Source organism: Rhizobium sp. Rhizsp42 (assembly GCF_047304155.1).
Lineage (GTDB): Bacteria > Pseudomonadota > Alphaproteobacteria > Rhizobiales > Rhizobiaceae > Rhizobium.
This window is the reverse complement of sequence record NZ_JBGLYS010000003.1, coordinates 238887-255712: the sequence shown is the minus strand read 5'-3', so window position 1 is coordinate 255712 and position 16826 is coordinate 238887. Positions and strand designations below refer to the sequence as shown.

Sequence of the window (16826 nt, the reverse complement as noted above, 5' to 3'; positions counted from 1 at the left end):
ACTGGACAAGCCGCCTCCCCCTTGTCTAGGAAGCTTAAAAGTCGTCATGTGGTTGAACGCCGCAAAGGAGTACGTGACTATGTTCGATGGCATCATGGAATCTTATGGCAGCCGCTTCATCATTGCCGCGGGCGGCGTGGCCATCGCCCTGCTGCTGCTTGTCGCGGTCCTCTGGATCATGCGCAACCGGGCATCCTCGCCCTTCGTTCGCGGCGGCCGCAACCGCCAGCCACGTCTTCAGGTTCTCGACGCCGCAGCAGTCGACGCCCGCCGCCGCCTCGTGCTGGTGCGCCGCGACGATGTCGAACATCTGATCATGATCGGCGGCCCCTCCGATATCGTCATCGAAAGCCGCATCCTGCCGGATGGGCAGGTCGAGGCCATCAGCGAGCCGGCACGCCCGGAAGCACCGCAGCCGGCCGCCCCCAGCGAGCGGCCTGCTGAGCCTGTGATGACATCCGCCGTGGCTGAACCGGAGCCCGCGGTCATCGTCCCGCCGGCATCGCGCCCGGCCCCAACGCGCGGCCTGTCGCCGATCGAAGAGTTCGCGCCAAGCGCCGAGCGTCTCGACACCCCACCGATCGCGCCGCCACCGGCACCACAGCATCAGGTCTTCGAGCCCGAGATCGAACCCGCGCCGCGCCCTGTGCCCGTGCCAGTCGCGCCGTTATCGATAGCGCCCACGCCAGTCGCGCCGCGCCCGCAGCCTCCCGTATTCTCGCGGCCTGAGCCTGCGCCGATCGAAACGGCCGAAGCCGTCGATATTCTCGATTCCGCGCGCCAGCGCGTCCTGACCCCGCAGAGGATCGAGCCGCAGGTGATGAGCCCGCCTACGCCGCCGCAGCGTGTCGACCTCTATCCGCCGGCACCACAGGCACCAACGCCGCAGCCAGCAGCGTTCCAGCCCGTCGCTCGCCCGGCTCCCTCGGCACAGCCTAGCGATTTCCAGCGTGTGCTCGAAGAGGAAATGACGAGCAATCTGGCGGCCGAGCGCCCAATGGCAGCGCATAATGCTCCCATGCACAATGCACCGCCAGTACAGAGCGCGCCTGCTCGCCCCGCGCCCTCCAACATGCCGCGCCGCGATCCCGAGATGGCTCCGATCACAGGCGCCGACGCCGCCCTTCAAAACGAGGTGGCCCGCATCTTCGGCGAAATGAGCGTCAATCGCGACAAATGACCGGCGGCGGCAACGGCCGCCCCTTTCATGCAAACAAAAAAGGCACCGCGCGATGGCGGTGCCTTTTTTAGTTTGTGATGTAACCGGGATTATTCGTCCCGGTAGACTTTTTCACGACGCTCGTGGCGTTCTTGCGCTTCGATGGACAGCGTTGCGATCGGGCGAGCGTCGAGACGCTTGAGGCCGATCGGTTCACCGGTTTCCTCGCAATAGCCGTAAGTGCCTTCCTCAATACGCTGCAGTGCGGCGTCGATCTTGGATATCAGCTTTCTCTGGCGGTCACGGGCGCGCAGCTCGATGGCTCTGTCCGTCTCGGACGACGCTCTGTCGGCGAGATCCGGATGGTTTGCGCTTTCCTCGGCAAGATGCTCGAGGGTTTCGCGCGCCTCTCTGAGGATGTCGTTCTTCCAGGCAATCAGCTTCGCCCTGAAATAGGCGCGCTGGTTACCGTTCATGAACTCTTCCTCTTCCGAGGGCACGTATTTGCTAAGATCGATCTTCTCACTCAACGCGATTCTCCTGAAGAACATCTCATCTGGCGGCTGTATATCCCGACCACGGCGTCCGATTCAAGCCCAATCCGCTAGGTAAACACATTTTTAAATCTGTCACAATTTTGAGCTAACAGGCTATTTTTACGTCACTATTTTTTAAAGCCACCGTTTCAGCTTGCCAGCTGAAGTAGCAGGGCCTGTGCAACTTGCCCACTGGATTCCGCTCGCCGGTTGACGAGGACACCGGGCTGGCGCTACTGAAATAGATCAATCGACCGGGGACTTTCCGATGACCGCAATCGTGCCGCCACCTTCCCGGATTTATCTTTTGAGACACGCCGAAGCGGCATTTCCCGCCCCCGGCCAGAGCGATTTCGACCGCCCGCTGAGCGAGCGCGGTTATGCCGCAGCCGAGATCCTGGCCGAGAACGCGGCCGATAAAAGCTACAAGCCGGATCTCGTCGTCAGCTCCACCGCCATACGCTGCCGCCAGACGGCGGACGCCGTGCACCGCGCGATGGGCGAAAACCTCGATATCCGCTTCGTCGACGCGCTTTATAACGCCACGCCCGAAATCTATCTCGATATTCTCGGCGCGCAGCAGGATATGGGCGCCGTCATGCTCGTCGGCCACAATCCCGTCATCGAGCAGACGCTCGAAGCGCTGATCGGCCACCAGCTGCTGGCGCAGGCGCTGCCGAACGGCTTTCCGCCGGGTGGTCTGGCCGTGCTCGATTTCGACCAGGGCCGCAACAACTGGCGCCTGATCGACTTCATGATCGACTGACAGGCGCGCAACCTTCTTTTTCTTCGGCGTGCCGGTTCCTATATGGCGTCTACCAGCAATCGGAATTTCGCCTTGCCGCCAAGCATGACATCCTTCACCGACGACGCGCGCATCGCCTTCGACACCCTGTCGGACCGCGCCTCCGGCCTCGTCAACCCGACGATCCGCCTAGGCGTCACCGGCCTGTCGCGGGCGGGCAAGACGGTTTTCATCTCCTCGCTGGTCCATAACCTGCTGCATGGCGGCCGCCTGCCCCTGTTCGAGGCCGTCCAGTCGGGCCGCGTCTCCGCCGTCCGGCTCGAAGAGCAGCCCGACGATAGCGTGCCGCGCTTCCAGTATGAGGATCACATCAAGGCGCTGGTGAAAGACCGCATCTGGCCCGATTCCACACGCGCAATCTCAGAGCTTCGCCTGACCATCGATTACCAGAGCGCCAGCGGCTGGAGCCGCTTTTTCTCGCCGGGAAGGCTCTCGATCGACATCGTCGATTATCCCGGCGAATGGCTGCTCGACCTGCCACTGCTGGCCAAGGACTACCGCACCTTCAGCGAAGAGACGATCGCGCTGGCCCGCACCGGCATCCGTACCGAGCTCTCCAGGCCATGGCTGGCGCTGACCGACGATTGCGACATCGCCGCCCCGGCGGACGAAATGCGCGCCCGCGAGCTCGCCACTGCCTTCGCCGATTACCTCAAGGCCTGCAAGGCCGATGAGCGCTCGTTGTCGACGCTGCCGCCAGGCCGCTTTCTCCTCCCCGGCGATCTCGACGGCTCGCCGGCGCTGACCTTCGCACCGCTGGTGCTGCCGCCGACCGGCAAGCCCGAAAAGGGGTCGCTCTGGGCGATGATGGAACGGCGCTACGAGGCCTACAAGTCCGTGGTCGTCAAGCCGTTCTTCCGCGAGCACTTCTCCCGCATCGACCGCCAGATCGTCCTCGTCGATGCACTGCAGGCAATCAATCGCGGCCCCGAGGCCGTGCAGGATCTCGAGCGCGCACTGACCGATGTTCTCGCGTGCTTCCGCCCCGGCACGAACTCGCTGCTGTCGTCGCTGCTAGGGCGCCGCATCGACCGCGTTCTCGTCGCCGCCACAAAGGCCGATCACCTGCATCACGAAAGCCACCACCGTCTCGACGCTTTGACACGTCGCCTCGTCGACCGTGCCATTCAGCGCATCGGCATGGCGGGCGCCGGCATCGACGTCATGGCGCTTGCCTCGGTGCGGGCAACGCGCGAGGCGACGGTCAAGCGCGACGGTCACGAACTGCCCGTCATCGTCGGCACGCCGATCGAGGGTGAGACGATCTCAGGCGAAACCTTCGACGGCATCCGCAAGACCGCGATCTTCCCCGGCGACCTGCCCGAAGACCCTTCCGCCCTGTTCGCAAGCATCGAATCGGGCGACGAGAATGTGCAACTGCCCGACGTGAACGTCGTCCGCTTTCGCCCGCCGAGCCTTGAGGAGACCGGCGGAGGTATCAAGCTGTCGGTGCCGCATATCCGGCTCGACCGGGCCATGCAGTTTCTGTTTGGAGATCGCCTCGCATGATCAAGCCGCCCGCCGACCAGCACCCGAGCCGCGCGCCGGCCGCCTTTGCCTATGAGGACGAACGCGAGCAACCGGAGGCCAAAACCGGCCGAACGCCGGAGCCCCGCAAGCCGGCCGCCTTCTCAGGCGAGATAACGCTGACACCAGACGAGGACGATCCCTTTATCAATCCGGACAAGGACCTCCCGGCCCTGCCCGTCGCCCAGCCTCGCAAACGCAGCACCTCCTTCGGCAAGATCGCGCTTGGTGCTTTTGGCGTGCTGTTCTCGCTCGCCTTCGGGCTCTGGACCGACAGCCTGATCCGCAACCTCTTCAGCCGCGCCGATTGGCTGGGCTACACCGCGCTTGCCGCGGTCGGCATCGGCATCCTTGCTGTCATCGCCATGGTCGTAAGGGAAACGGCGGGCATGATGCGGCTGGCGGCGGTGCAAACGATCAAGGCCGAGGCGGAAGCTGCAATCCTCGAGACCAAACCCGCCAAGGCGCGCGCGCTCGTCAAGAGCCTTGAGCACCTGCTATCCAACAAGCCCGAGACCGCGCGCGGCCGCGCCACGCTGAAGGCGGCCGAAACCGATATCATCGACGCCCCGCACCTGGTGGCACTCGCAGAGCGCGAACTGCTTACCCCACTCGACCGCCAGGCCCGCAGCCTCATCCTCAACGCCTCCAAACGCGTCTCGGTCGTCACCGCCGTCAGCCCGCGCGCCATCGTCGACCTGCTCTACGTTCTCTATGAGGCCGCCAAGCTCATCCGCGCCATGGCCGATCTCTACGGCGGCCGGCCCGGCACCTTCGGCATGCTGCGGCTGATGCGCGACGTTCTCGCCCATCTCGCCGTCACCGGCTCGATCGCCGTCGGCGACAGCCTCGTCCAGCAGGTTCTCGGCCATGGCCTGGCATCCAGGCTCTCGGCGCGTCTCGGCGAAGGCGTGATCAACGGCCTGATGACCGCCCGTATCGGCATCGCCGCCATGGACCTCTGCCGTCCGCTGGCGTTCCGCGCGCTGAAGCGCCCGGGAATCGGTGACTTCATCGGCGATCTCACGCCGTCGATGACGAAGAGTGATAGCAACGGGCGCAATTGAGCCGAGATCCGTAAACCATTCGCTCCGAACAGTCTATTTCAAGAATCCGATGAGATTCAATAGCTTACGTGAGATAGGCAAGCACGCGTCCGGCACCGAAAAGCCCGCAGACGCGCCGTTTTCGACCCATTAGAAACCAAGCATTAACCATTTTTCGGCAAAACTTGGCACCAGTTAAGCGATATGGTTCGCCAAGGAAAATCCATGTACTCGCGCAAGTTTCTCTATCTCTTCGGTCTCGCGGCAATCGCCCTGTCGCCTTTTGCCGAAACGGCTCCAGCAGCCACCGCCGCCACGCGTGACAAGGCATTCTTCGAATCCGTCGCGGGCTCCTGGAGAGGTCCGGGCGAAATCGTCGCCGGCAAGTACAAGGGCACCAAATTCACCTGCAACCTGATCGGCGAGCCCGTCACCGACGGCACCGGCGTCAAGCTTGATGGCAGCTGCCGCGTCGGCGTGTTCAAACAGCCGATGAGCGCGCTGATCACTCAGTCTGGCAACAGCTACAAGGGCAAGTTCCTCGACGGCGCTGCCGGTAAGGGCCTCGACGTCGTCTCCGGTACTGTCACGGAAGACACCGTCGTGGTCGGCCTCAACCGCGCCAAGCTCAACGGCGCGATGATCGCCCGCGTCCGCGACGACAAGACGATGAACGTCACCGTTTCGGTCAAGGTCGAAAGCCAGATGATCCCCGTGATCGGTCTGACCCTGTCGCGCCAGGTCGACGAAATGACCGTCGGCTCGGTCGAATAATCAATAGAGACAAATGAAGCATACGACGAAGCGGCCACATGGCCGCTTCTTTCGTTTCAGGCGTCACGCCACCAATCCATGCTCTGATCGGCGACCTCGATCCCCTGGATATCGGCGCGAGCGAGCCAGTCGCGCACCGCGACACCCTTGACGATCAGATCAGGCGCGAAGTCGGCGAGCGGCATCAGAACGAAGCCGCGATCGGTCATGCGGGGATGCGGGAGCTCGAGCCTCGGCGCCTCCTGGCTGATATCGTTGTAGGTCAGCACATCGATATCGAGCGTGCGCGGCCCCCAGCGCTCGATACGCTCCCGCTTCATGCCGCGCTCTATGTCGAGACAGACATCGAGCAACGCTTCCGGCTGAAGCGATGTCGACACTTCGGCGCAGCAATTGAAGAAGAATGACTGGTCCGTCTTGCCCCAGGGCGGTGTCCGGTAAAGCCGGGAGACCGCGACAACGCGGCAATCCGCCCGTGCATCCAGCGCCTTGAGCGCCTGCGCCATGGAGTGGACGGGATCGCCGATATTGCCGCCAAGCCCAAGCGTGGCGGTCTCAAAAGCCATGTCAGACAAAATGTTCGACGCTCACCTGGACGAAATCAAGCACGCCGGGAACCGGCGCGTTCGGCTTGCGGACCGTAATCTTCGCCCGCTTGATCTGCGGGAATTTCTGACAGAGCCCCTTGGCGATATCCAGCGCCAGCGCCTCGATGAGATAACGTCGCTTACCGGTGACAATCTCCTCGATGACGGTGAAGGCGATGCCGTAGTTGACGGTATCGTCGATCGAATCCGTCTCCAGCGCGGTGCCGGTCACGACATCGAGCTCGGCATCGACAAAGAAACGCTGCCCCAGAAATTCCTCTTCGTCGTGAACGCCGTGGCGGGCGAAGAAGGCGCAATTCTGCAGGGTGATGGTGTAGGTGGTGCTCATAACGTGCCCTTCCGCTCGAATGCGTCGCGTGCCTTCAGCATAGCATCAGTCACGGCAAGTGCGTCCCTGTTGATTGCGACATCGTGTACCCGAAAAATAGCGGCGCCCTTCAGCCTTAGAAGTACGCTGGTGGCTGCCGTGCCGGCATCGCGATCGGCCGCCTCGCGGCCCGTGACCGCGCCCACGAAGCGCTTGCGCGACGTGCCGGCCAGGATCGGAAATCCCAGGCGCTGAAGCTCGTCGCAACGTGCCATCAGTTCGAGGTTCTCATCCGTATCCTTGGCAAAGCCGAAGCCGGGATCGAGAACGATGCGATCCCGCGCCACGCCGGCGCGCCCGGCGATCTCAAGAGACCGCTCAAGGAACAGAAATTGATCGGCGATGACATCATCAAGCTTGTCGCGGTCGCGCCCCGTGTGCATCACGCAGAGCCCCGCGCCGGTCCTGGCCGCGATATCGGCGATGTCAGGCTCCTTCTGCAGCCCGAAGACATCGTTGACGATATGCGCACCGGCCTCCACGGCAAGGCGGGCGGTGTCGGCGCGATAGGTATCGATGGAAATCAGCGCCTCGGTCTTGCCGCGCAGCGCCTCGATGACCGGCAGCACCCGCGCCTGCTCCTCGCGCGCATCGACACTCTCGGCATCCGGCCGCGTGGATTCGCCGCCGATATCGATAATGCCGGCACCGGCCTCGACCGCATCAAGCGCATGCGCCACGGCCTTGTCGACGCTGTCGTAGCGACCGCCGTCTGAAAAGGAGTCCGGCGTGACGTTGACGATCGCCATGATAACCGATGTAGAACCAAGCTCTATCTCGCGGTCATGCCCGACGCGCCAGAAACTGCTGCCAAGCTTTGCCACCAGCATTCATCCTATCAATTGAAAAAACAGCGTCATCATATTGCGCTAGCCGTGGCTATGCCCCAAGCTCCCGCAAACTTCAACATGAGTATTTGCAGAATGCCGTCTGTGTCGCGTTATATGCCGCTCCTCCTCGCCATTTCCGTCTCGCTGTCCGCTGGCTATCCCGCAAGCGCCGCCGTGGTGGCCACCAAGAGCTATTCCTATTTTAACATCAAAGGCAAAACCGCCGACGAACTGGACGAGCAGCTGAGCACCCGCGGCCCGACGGCCAACGGCTCCTCGGCCCGCCACCCCGGCGCCACCAAGATCCGTTTCGGCGGCGATGCCACCTATGTCGAGGAAAACGGCCGCTGCCGCGTCAGCACCGCGCGCGTCACCGTGCATACGCAGATCATCCTGCCGCGCTGGAACAATCGCCGTGGCGCCAGCCCCGAGCTGTCGATGATCTGGGACACACTGTCGAGCGACATCAAGCGGCATGAGGAACGCCATGCCGAGATCGCCCGAACCCAGGCGCGCAACATGGAACGAAAGATCCTGGCACTCCCCTCGCAGCCCAATTGCGAAGCCATGCAGGAGCTGGTGACGGAGGTATCGACGCGGGGAATTGCCGAGCACGACAGGCTGCAGGCGCGATTCGATCAGGTCGAGGCCGTCAACTTCCAGAAGCGCATGCTGCGCTTGCTCAACAACCGCCTGAAACCGTCGGGCGGCGAAAAATAGCTGATTCTCCGGCGAAAATCGATGGCTGAACCTTAGCCGCGCAATGAAAATTGTGCGAAACCGGCACGGCCCCAGCCAATGAATGGTAATTTCTCACCATAGATTTGTGAAACACAACGCGCTAATATTCAGTCATTCGAAAGTTCAGGTCCGTTAGCCGGGACTTTCGTTTTCTGGGTTCTCCTGGCGCGTTGCGAAGCCGCGGTCGATCCTCCCTTGGCCGTAGGTAATGCGCCTACCTCGCCTCGCTCGTCACATCGGCAAGCGAGGCTTTTTTTGGCCCGTTCATCCTAGGGAGGACTATGCTTCGGAGAATTAAGCCTGGCGTTCCGGCACGTGCACGGTCAGCCCGTCAAGCGCCGCCTTCATGCGGATCTGACAGGAAAGACGCGAGGTCGGGCGGACGTCGAAGGCGAAATCGAGCATGTCCTCTTCCATCGCTTCGGGCGGACCGACGCGCTCGGTCCACTCCTCGTCGACGTAGACATGACAGGTCGCGCAAGCGCAGGCGCCGCCACATTCGGCTTCGATGCCCGGCACGGAGTTGCGCACGGCGTTTTCCATGACGGTCGATCCCTGATCGACATCAAGATCGAAGCGCGTACCGTCGAAAGCGACAATGGTCAGTTTGGGCATGGTGTTTTCCGGTGATCATCAATGGGATGGGTTTGGATTTTTACTTCCAACAATTACGCGAGGCAGTCAACAACGACCGCCCTTGCGCTCTTCATTCCAGATTTGGAAGCGACACGCTTGTCAGATTGCGCCACGCCAAGAGCAATAAAAAGACCCGCTGCTCCGCAATGGTGCAACGGGTCCCATGATCGAACACCTGCTGGCGTCATTGCCGCCTAGCGGCAAAGCTTCAGGATGAAATTCTCCGCCTCGATGACGGCGACGCCGACGGCGGCCATGTTCGAGGCATCGCCGCAATTGCCCTCGAGCGCTTCGGCGGCGTCGCGCACGCGGAAGGCGCCGACGGCGCTTGCCGCACCCTTAAGCTTGTGGGCGGCGGCTACGATCGCCTTGCCGTCGCCGGAAGACATGTCGTGCAGGCAGGCGCGGGCCTGACGCGCGAACATCTGCAGGACTTCCAATTCAAGCGCCTTGTCGCCCATCGTCTGGTTGGCCAGATGAACAAGGTCGACCGGCCGCTGTTGCGAGGGCACCTGTCCCTTGCCATGATCTGGCGCCGCGAACGCAATACTGACTGCTGCCATATGCCAATTCTCCCGTCTTAGGTCCCGCCGTTTGAATGATGTTGCGGGGGCGCAGTGCCAATCGCGTTAAATTCGGGCGCAATCAGGGCGAATTTCTCGTCATATGGTTAACGCCCGTCAAACACTTCTAACACATTGGATTTCAAGGCCGCGCTGGCGTTAATTCGGGTTAATCAAGCGTTAATAACTCGGCATTTGACCGAAGGCGTTAATTGTCTAGCAGGCCCGGATGTGTCACTACGATACGACTGGGAGAGCTGGGTTGTGGAAGCCTTTGCTCGCCAAGTGGATAATGGTAATGTTTTGATACCGTAAGTGTGCGAAAGCAGCTATCCACTCTGAAATGACATACTTATCCGCTCTACGAATTTTGGGCGGACAGGTTCAGAGGCAAGGTTTGTTCGGGTGACGCGGAAACCCGGATGCGTGTAGACCGGCTGAGATGTAACGAGGCGTAACGGAATGGCGAACAACAAGTACAACGAATCGATCGAGGACAAGGCGTTCAAGGCGCTGGATGAAGCCCTGCAGATCGACTTCGAGGACGATGAAGCGCCGTCTCCACAAGTCAGGAAGCAAGACGCCTCGGAGGCAAAAGTGTCCGAAAAGCCAACTGTCCGCAATCAGCGTAAAGACGATGCCAAGCAGCAGCGCGCCGCTACACCTCGCTCCCCCGAGCAGGGATCGCGCGCGCCGGCCTTTGCCGCCAACGACGGCAGCCGGGTCAGCCCCGCTTCGCTCTTGAAATCCCTCGACAACGGTTCCGCCCGTCCGGCGCTGCGCAACGCCACGCTCGTTTCGCTTCTGTGGATCGTCGGCGGCCTCGGCCTGATGTCGCTCCTCTATTCGCCGCAGATCTGGCAGATCCGCTCGATTTCCGACCTCGTCGCCCTGCCCGGCGTGATCGCCGGTCTCGTCGGCATCATCATCCCCGTTCTCCTGTTCTACGCCTTCGCCATCATGATGGCACGCGCCCAGGACATGCGAAACGCTGCCCGCTCGATGGCGGAAGTGGCACTTCGCCTCTCCGAACCGGAAACCATCGCGTCGGAACGCATCATGACGGTCGGCCAGGCCGTTCGTCGTGAAGTCTCCGCCATGAACGAAGGCATCGAGCGCACCATCGCCCGCGCCTCCGAGCTCGAAACCCTCGTCCACTCCGAAGTCAACGCGCTGGAGCGCAGCTACGCCGATAACGAACTGCGCGTGCGCGGTCTCGTTCACGAACTCGGCTCCGAGCGTGAGGCGATCGTCAATCACGCCGAGCGTATCCGCACCTCGATCGTCGGCGTTCACGATCAGCTGCGCGAAGATCTGTCGCTGGCCACCGAAGAAATCGCCGTGCGCCTCGCGACCTCGGGCGAAGCCTTCGCCTCGATGATCGATACGCGCGCCGCCACGATCACCGAGAAGTCGGAATCCGCCATCCAGTCGCTCGGCACCCTGCTCGCCGCCAAGACCGATTCGCTGCTGCAGACGCTGACCTCTTCCGGTTTCGCGCTCGCCAACGAGTTCGATAACCGCCTGGATTCGCTGACGTCGAGCCTCAGCGACCACGGCAACACCATTCTCAGCCAGTTCGAAACGCGTGCGTCCACCATGGACAGCAACGCCGAGAAGCTGAACGCCGCGCTCAACGACCGTGCCCGCCAGCTGAACGAGATCCTGATCGCGCGCACCCGCGATATCAACGAAAGCCTGACCGGCGGCGAACGCACAATCACCAGCACGCTCGACGACGTGCTCGCCAAGCTGAACAGCACGCTCGACGAGCGCGGCACCAGCTTCCGCCACAGCCTGCAGTCCAGCGTCGATGACACGATCATGGACCTCGATCTGCGCTCCGGCTTCTTCGACGAGCGCCTGCAGGCGACGGTCGCCCAGCTGTCCACCTCCTTCGACGAACGTGTCGCCGAATTCGCCAACGCCTTCGACAAGCGCGCCGGCACGCTCGACACCAAGCTGATGGAGAGCCTGAACCGCATCAACGACACGCTGACCGGCGGCTCGGACTCGCTGAACGGCATCCTGAGCTCCAGCATCGAGCGCATCGGCTCGTCGCTGACCGACCAGTCCTTCGCGCTGACGACCGCGCTTTCGACCGGACGCGAAATCCTGGAAAGCACCCTCACCGACAAGGTGGACGAAGTGGCCAGCGCCATTGGCGCGCGCACCACGGAAATGACCTCGGCGCTCAGCCACGCCACCTCCGAAATATCGCTGGCGCTCGCCTCCGGCACCTCGGAGCTCCACAACAACCTGTCGGCCCGCGCCACCGAATTCCGCGACACGCTGCTGTCGACGACGTCGGATCTGAGCTCTGCGGTTTCGGCCGGTACCGACCAGATCACCTCGGCCTTCGGCCGCGCCGATGAGCTGAACACGACGATCTCCAAGCGCGCGGAAGATATCACCCAGGCGCTGGATTCCGCCCATGAGCGCATCGACGACGTCATGTCGGCACGCAGCGGCGTCTTCCTCGGTGCCCTTTCCGACAGCCAGTCGCGCTTCGAAAACACCCTTGCAAGCCGCTCGGAAGCGATCATCGAAGCCGTCACCGGCAGCCATGACCGCCTCGCCGATACGCTCGATGACAAGGCCATGGCGCTCGCGATCTCGCTCAACGAAAGCCAGAGCCGCTTCGAGGAGACGCTTGGCACGCAGGTCGATGCCATTGCCGGCTCCATCGCTTCCGGCCACGACCGTCTTGCCGAAACACTCGACGACCGCGCCATGGCGCTCGCCATTTCGCTGAACGAAGGCCACAGCCGCATCGAGGACACACTCGGCTCGCATGCCGGCGCCATCTCGCAGTCGCTGGCAGCAGGCGAACGCAAGCTGGCCGACGCCATTGCCGAACGCAGCGCCGCCTTCAATGCCTCGATGAACGAGGGCCGCAGCCTGATCGAGACCGCGCTCGACACCCGCGCGGAAGCCATCTCGCAGTCGCTCGCCGCCGGCCAGGAGAAGCTGACAGAAGCGATCGACGACCGCGCCATGGCATTCGCCATTTCGCTCGACGACAGTCAGGGCCGCCTCGCCGATACGCTGGCGCACCACGCTGACGGCATTGCTGCCTCGCTCTCCAGCGGTCACGACCGCATCAGCGAAGCCCTCGAAGACAAGTCCATGGGCCTCGCGATCGCGCTCAACGAAGGCCACTCGCGCCTCGAGGACACGCTCGGCCGCCATGCCGGCAATATCGCGACCTCTCTCGCCAGCGGCCACGACCGGATCAACGAAGCCCTCGACGACAAGGCGATGGATCTCGCGATCGCGCTCAACGAAGGCCATTCGCGCCTCGAGGACACGCTCGGCCACCATGCCGAAAGCATCGCGAACTCGCTGGTCAGCGGCCACGACCGCATCGAAAGCACGCTTTCGCAGAACGCCAAGTCGATCAACGACACGGTTGCCGACGTCCACGACCGCCTCGCCGACACGCTCGCCGAAAAGTCCATGGCGCTCGCCATTTCGCTCGGCGACAGCCAGAGCCGCTTCGACGAGGTTCTGGATGCCCGCACCAATGCGCTGATCGATAGCGTCGCCGGAGCCGAAGCCCGCGTCGCCGGCGCCTTCACCGACAAGGCCCAGGAAATCCGCGGCGCCTACACCGAAAACCAGCAGCGCCTGGAGCGCACGCTCGCCGAACACGCCTCCTCCATCTCCAGCACCATCACCGATGGCACTGATCGCATCGAAGGTGGCCTGACCTCCGCCGCCGACCGCTTCGAGGCGCTGACCGGCAATGCCACGACCAAGCTGGAAGACGGCCTCGTCTCGGCGCATGCCCGCATCCGCGCCACGCTCGACGACCGCACGCAGGCGATCAACCTGACGCTCAACGAAGCGCATAACCAGATCGGCGAAACGCTCTCCGACCAGGCGACGACGATCGGCGCCTCCATCGCCGCAAGCGTCAGCATGCTCGAAATGTCGCTGGAAGATCGCGAAGCCTCGATCCGCCAGGCGATCGACAACAGCGCCCAGTCGCTCGAAGACCGCCTGCGCGACAGCACCGGCAACATCGCCGGTCGCTTCCAGACCGCGGCAGACGAAATCTCCCGCTCGACGGAGAGCTTCGCCTCGCACCTCGACCAGTCGATCGAAGGCATGACCGACCGCTTCGCCGACACCGGCTCGCGCGTCGAAGCCGGCCTCGCAGCGCTCGAAAACCGCATCCGCGACGGCGTTGGCGGTGTTGCCCAGCAGGTCGATGCGGCGGGCGAACGCCTGACCGGCACGCTGACGGACGGCATCTCCAGGCTCGGCGCTCTCAGCGACGAAACCTCCGGCCGCATCGCGTCTGCCGTCGATGACAGCATTGCCAAGTTCTCCGAGACGATCGATGGCCGTACCAGCCACCTCGCCTCCGAGATCGACAGCCGCGCCGCCAGCCTGACTGATGGCATCGACGCCCGCACCGCAGGCATCGGCGAAGCCATGGACCGTGGCACCGCCAAGATCGACGAACGCCTCTCCACCATGGACCGCGCGCTCAACGTCGGCCTCGATGCAGTCAACCGCACGATCGAAGGCAAGGCTGCCGGCCTCGCCGCCTCGCTGCGCAGCGCTGTCGCCGACACCACGCAGGGCATGGACGAGGAAGCCACGCGCGCCGCAGCCTCCCTCAGCCAGACCGGCCAGCAGTTCGCCGAAGGCCTCGACGCCAAGAGCAGCGATTTCGCCCGCTCGATGGGTGAACGCTCCGAGCAGATCGTCGGTCGCGTCTCCGAGGCGCAGAACCGCCTCGCCGGCCAGGCCGCAGCCGTCGCCCAGACCTTCTCCGAAGCGGGCAACGCCATCATCAACAAGGTGGCCGAGGCCGAGACGCTGGTCAGCGGCCAGGTCGGCGCCATCTCCAAGGCACTGAACGACGCGCAGAACACCTTCGCCAGCCACGGCACGGATATCCGCACGACGATCGCAAGCGCCAGCGAAGAGATCGCCTCCACCATGGCCGATGTCGACCGCGCGCTCGAAGCACGCGGCAATGCGATCCGCAGCGGCCTTGAAGAGCGCTCGCGCGAACTCGACAGCACGCTCAACACCGTTGAGCAGGCGCTCGAAGCACGCGGAAGCTCCATCCGCGCCGCTCTCGACGACCGCACCCGCGAGCTGAACTCCATGCTCGCAGGCCGTACGACCGAGCTGTCGCGCATTCTGGACGAGACCGCGCGCCCGATGATCGATCGCTACGCGCAGACCGGCCGCGAGGCCGCAGCGCAGATCACGTCTGCCGGCGAACAGAGTGCCGCACAGATCACCGCTGCCAGCGAGCAGAGTGCTGCACAGCTCACGGCGGCGAGCGACCAGAGCGCCGAGCGCCTGCGCACCGAAAACGCCGCTTTGATCGACGCGATCAACGCCCGCACCGAGCGCGCCACCTCGGCCGTCGATGCGATCGAAAACAGCCTGCTCTCCAACGTCAACCGCTTGATCGACCGCCTGTCCGACAACAGCATGGTCATGGGCCAGATGATGAGCCGCGCGGCCGAGGAGCTGAGCGCCGTGGATGGCCGCCTCGGCGACACCACCTCGCGCTTCACTGACTCGGCCTCCAAGGCGGCTGAAATGGTCGCGGCCTCGACCCGCCTTCTCGAAGGCAAGGTCGATCGCCTCTCCGACATCTCCGGCCAGACGCTTTCGCAGGTCGGCAGCATCATCGGCCGCTTCGACGAGCACTCCAAGGTTCTGACGCAGGCCTCCAGCCTGCTCGGCGCCGCCCAGTCCAACCTCGTCTCGACGCTGGAAGATCGCGAATCCGCCCTGCAGACGCTGTCGGTCGGCCTCGTCCAGCGCTCGGAAGACATCGAAAAGACGATGCGTGCCCTCGGCAGCATGGTCGACTCGGCCTTCGATCGCGCCGAACAGCGCTCGAACCAGGTCAGCCACAACCTGCGCCAGGGCGTCCAGTCGTCCTTCGCCGATATCAGCACCACGCTTTCGGATGCCGAAAAGCGCGCCGCCGAAGCAGCCGAAGCGATGCGCAGCAGCGTCTTCAAGGCCAGCGAAGACGTCAACGCAACGCTCGACACCACGCTTGGCAATGCCGAGCGCCGCTCCGGCGAGCTCGCCAACCGCGTTCGCGGCGGCCTGACGGCGTCACTGTCGGAAGTCGAACGCATGATGGGCGACGCTGGTCGCCTGTCGGATGGCGCAGCACAGCAGATGCGTGAATCGCTGCGCGAAGCCGTCGACGAAGCCGTCGCCCGCTTCTCCGGCGCCACCGAGGAAATCCGCCGCTCCGCCGGCGATATCCGCAAGGAACTGGACATGACGCGCAGCGAGCTGAAGCGCGGCGCGTTCGACCTGCCCGAGGAAGCCAAGGAGAGCGCCGCCGCCATGCGCCGCGCCGTCTCCGAGCAGATCAAGGCGCTGCAGGACATCTCGCACATCGTCGGCCGCTCGACGCAGCAGCTCGAAGTCTCCGAGCCCGCCGCCCGCACGCTGGCCCAGCCACAGCAGCCGCAGCCACAACCTGCCCCGCGCCAGGCGCCAGTGCAGCCCGCGATCCAGCCGCAACCGGCGCCTGCACCCGCGCCGCTGCCGACCCCGGCCGCCGCTGCCATTCCGCCCTCCTCGATCGAAGGCTTCGGCCTGCGCGGTTCGCTCGGCACAGCAGCGACAACGCCGGCAACGCCGCAGCGCGCTCCTGCCGTAACCCAGGCGCCTGCCGCATCGCCGGCATCCGGCGGCTGGATCAGCGACCTGCTGCGCGGCGCATCGCGCGATGAGAGCGCCGAGGAAGCAGTTGCCCGCCAGCCGGCACCGCGCGTAGAAGCACCGGCACCCCAGGCGCCGCGCGCCGGCGACAACCGCAATCCGCGCCATGTGGTGGAATCGCTGAACTCGCTCTCCGTAGACATCGCCCGCGCCATCGATCACGATGCCTCGGTCGATCTGTGGCGCCGTTATCAGCGCGGCGAGCGCGACGTCTTCACGCGCCGCCTCTACACCCTGAAGGGCCAGCAGACCTTCGACGAGATCAAGCACAAGTATGACCGCGAGCCGGAATTCCGCACCGCCGTCAACCGCTACATCGCCGACTTCGAAAAGCTGCTCGCCGACGTCGCCCGCACCGACCGCGACCGGACGATCACCCAGTCCTACCTGACGTCAGACACCGGCAAGGTCTACACCATGCTCGCCCACGCGGCAGGCCGCCTGAATTAAGGCGCAACGAGAGATAAACAAAAAGGCCGCATCGGAAACGATGCGGCCTTTCTGTTCT

The 16826-nt window shown here is 63.8% G+C and carries 13 protein-coding genes; 7 read left to right on the top strand and 6 right to left on the bottom strand.

Annotated features, from left to right (window positions below; translation table 11 throughout):
- The first annotated feature begins 79 nt into the window (after window positions 1-79).
- Window positions 80-1180, top strand: a complete 1101-nt coding sequence (locus ACCD05_RS05640) for a flagellar biosynthetic protein FliO (protein WP_413391561.1) — start codon at window positions 80-82, stop codon at window positions 1178-1180.
- Between the two features lie 89 nt (window positions 1181-1269).
- Here the strand turns inward: ACCD05_RS05640 and dksA are convergent, their stop codons facing one another.
- The gene (gene dksA, locus ACCD05_RS05635; RefSeq protein WP_018900535.1) at window positions 1270-1689 is read right to left on the bottom strand and encodes an RNA polymerase-binding protein DksA; all 420 of its coding nucleotides are present in this window, start codon (window positions 1687-1689) and stop codon (window positions 1270-1272) included.
- Window positions 1690-1963: 274 nt separating this feature from the next.
- On the opposite strand from dksA, the gene ACCD05_RS05630 reads away from it, so the two are divergent.
- From ACCD05_RS05630 to ACCD05_RS05615, 4 genes are all read left to right on the top strand, one after another.
- Window positions 1964-2461, top strand: a complete 498-nt coding sequence (locus ACCD05_RS05630; protein ID WP_047512219.1) for a SixA phosphatase family protein — start codon at window positions 1964-1966, stop codon at window positions 2459-2461.
- A gap of 72 nt (window positions 2462-2533) precedes the next feature.
- Window positions 2534-4009, top strand: coding sequence for a YcjX family protein (locus tag ACCD05_RS05625; protein WP_209233601.1), 1476 nt, complete (start codon window positions 2534-2536; stop codon window positions 4007-4009).
- The gene (locus tag ACCD05_RS05620) at window positions 4006-5094 is read left to right on the top strand and encodes a YcjF family protein (protein WP_413391558.1); all 1089 of its coding nucleotides are present in this window, start codon (window positions 4006-4008) and stop codon (window positions 5092-5094) included. The genes ACCD05_RS05625 and ACCD05_RS05620 overlap by 4 nt, the downstream gene beginning before the upstream one ends.
- Window positions 5095-5298: 204 nt before the next feature.
- A complete protein-coding gene (locus tag ACCD05_RS05615) occupies window positions 5299-5847 on the top strand; it encodes a hypothetical protein (protein WP_047512225.1) in 549 nt (182 codons plus the stop codon).
- Window positions 5848-5903: 56 nt separating this feature from the next.
- Here ACCD05_RS05615 and folK read toward each other — a convergent pair whose 3' ends face one another.
- From folK to folP, 3 genes are read right to left on the bottom strand one after another with little or no spacing between them, the layout of a single operon-like run.
- Complete coding sequence (gene folK, locus ACCD05_RS05610; RefSeq protein ID WP_413391556.1) at window positions 5904-6413, bottom strand: 2-amino-4-hydroxy-6-hydroxymethyldihydropteridine diphosphokinase; 510 nt, start codon at window positions 6411-6413, stop codon at window positions 5904-5906.
- Window position 6414: 1 nt separating this feature from the next.
- On the bottom strand, window positions 6415-6783 hold the full coding sequence (gene folB / locus ACCD05_RS05605) for a dihydroneopterin aldolase (protein WP_018900541.1): 369 nt from the start codon (window positions 6781-6783) through the stop codon (window positions 6415-6417).
- Window positions 6780-7652: a dihydropteroate synthase gene (folP, locus tag ACCD05_RS05600; RefSeq protein ID WP_413391554.1), complete on the bottom strand. Its 873-nt coding sequence runs from the start codon at window positions 7650-7652 to the stop codon at window positions 6780-6782. The genes folB and folP overlap by 4 nt, the downstream gene beginning before the upstream one ends.
- Before the next feature lie 93 nt (window positions 7653-7745).
- Here folP and ACCD05_RS05595 point away from each other — a divergent pair, with 93 nt between their 5' ends.
- The gene (locus tag ACCD05_RS05595) at window positions 7746-8372 is read left to right on the top strand and encodes a DUF922 domain-containing Zn-dependent protease (protein ID WP_112980468.1); all 627 of its coding nucleotides are present in this window, start codon (window positions 7746-7748) and stop codon (window positions 8370-8372) included.
- 315 nt (window positions 8373-8687) lie between these two features.
- Here the strand turns inward: ACCD05_RS05595 and ACCD05_RS05590 are convergent, their stop codons facing one another.
- Together ACCD05_RS05590 and ACCD05_RS05585 are read right to left on the bottom strand one after the other, a co-directional pair.
- A complete protein-coding gene (locus ACCD05_RS05590; protein ID WP_018900544.1) occupies window positions 8688-9008 on the bottom strand; it encodes a 2Fe-2S iron-sulfur cluster-binding protein in 321 nt (106 codons plus the stop codon).
- Between the two features lie 215 nt (window positions 9009-9223).
- Entirely contained in the window at window positions 9224-9592 is a 369-nt protein-coding gene (locus tag ACCD05_RS05585; protein ID WP_018900545.1) for an Hpt domain-containing protein, read from the bottom strand.
- Between the two features lie 462 nt (window positions 9593-10054).
- Between ACCD05_RS05585 and ACCD05_RS05580 the strand changes: the two genes are divergently transcribed.
- On the top strand, window positions 10055-16768 hold the full coding sequence (locus tag ACCD05_RS05580) for a hypothetical protein (RefSeq protein ID WP_413391551.1): 6714 nt from the start codon (window positions 10055-10057) through the stop codon (window positions 16766-16768).
- Window positions 16769-16826 lie beyond the last annotated feature (58 nt).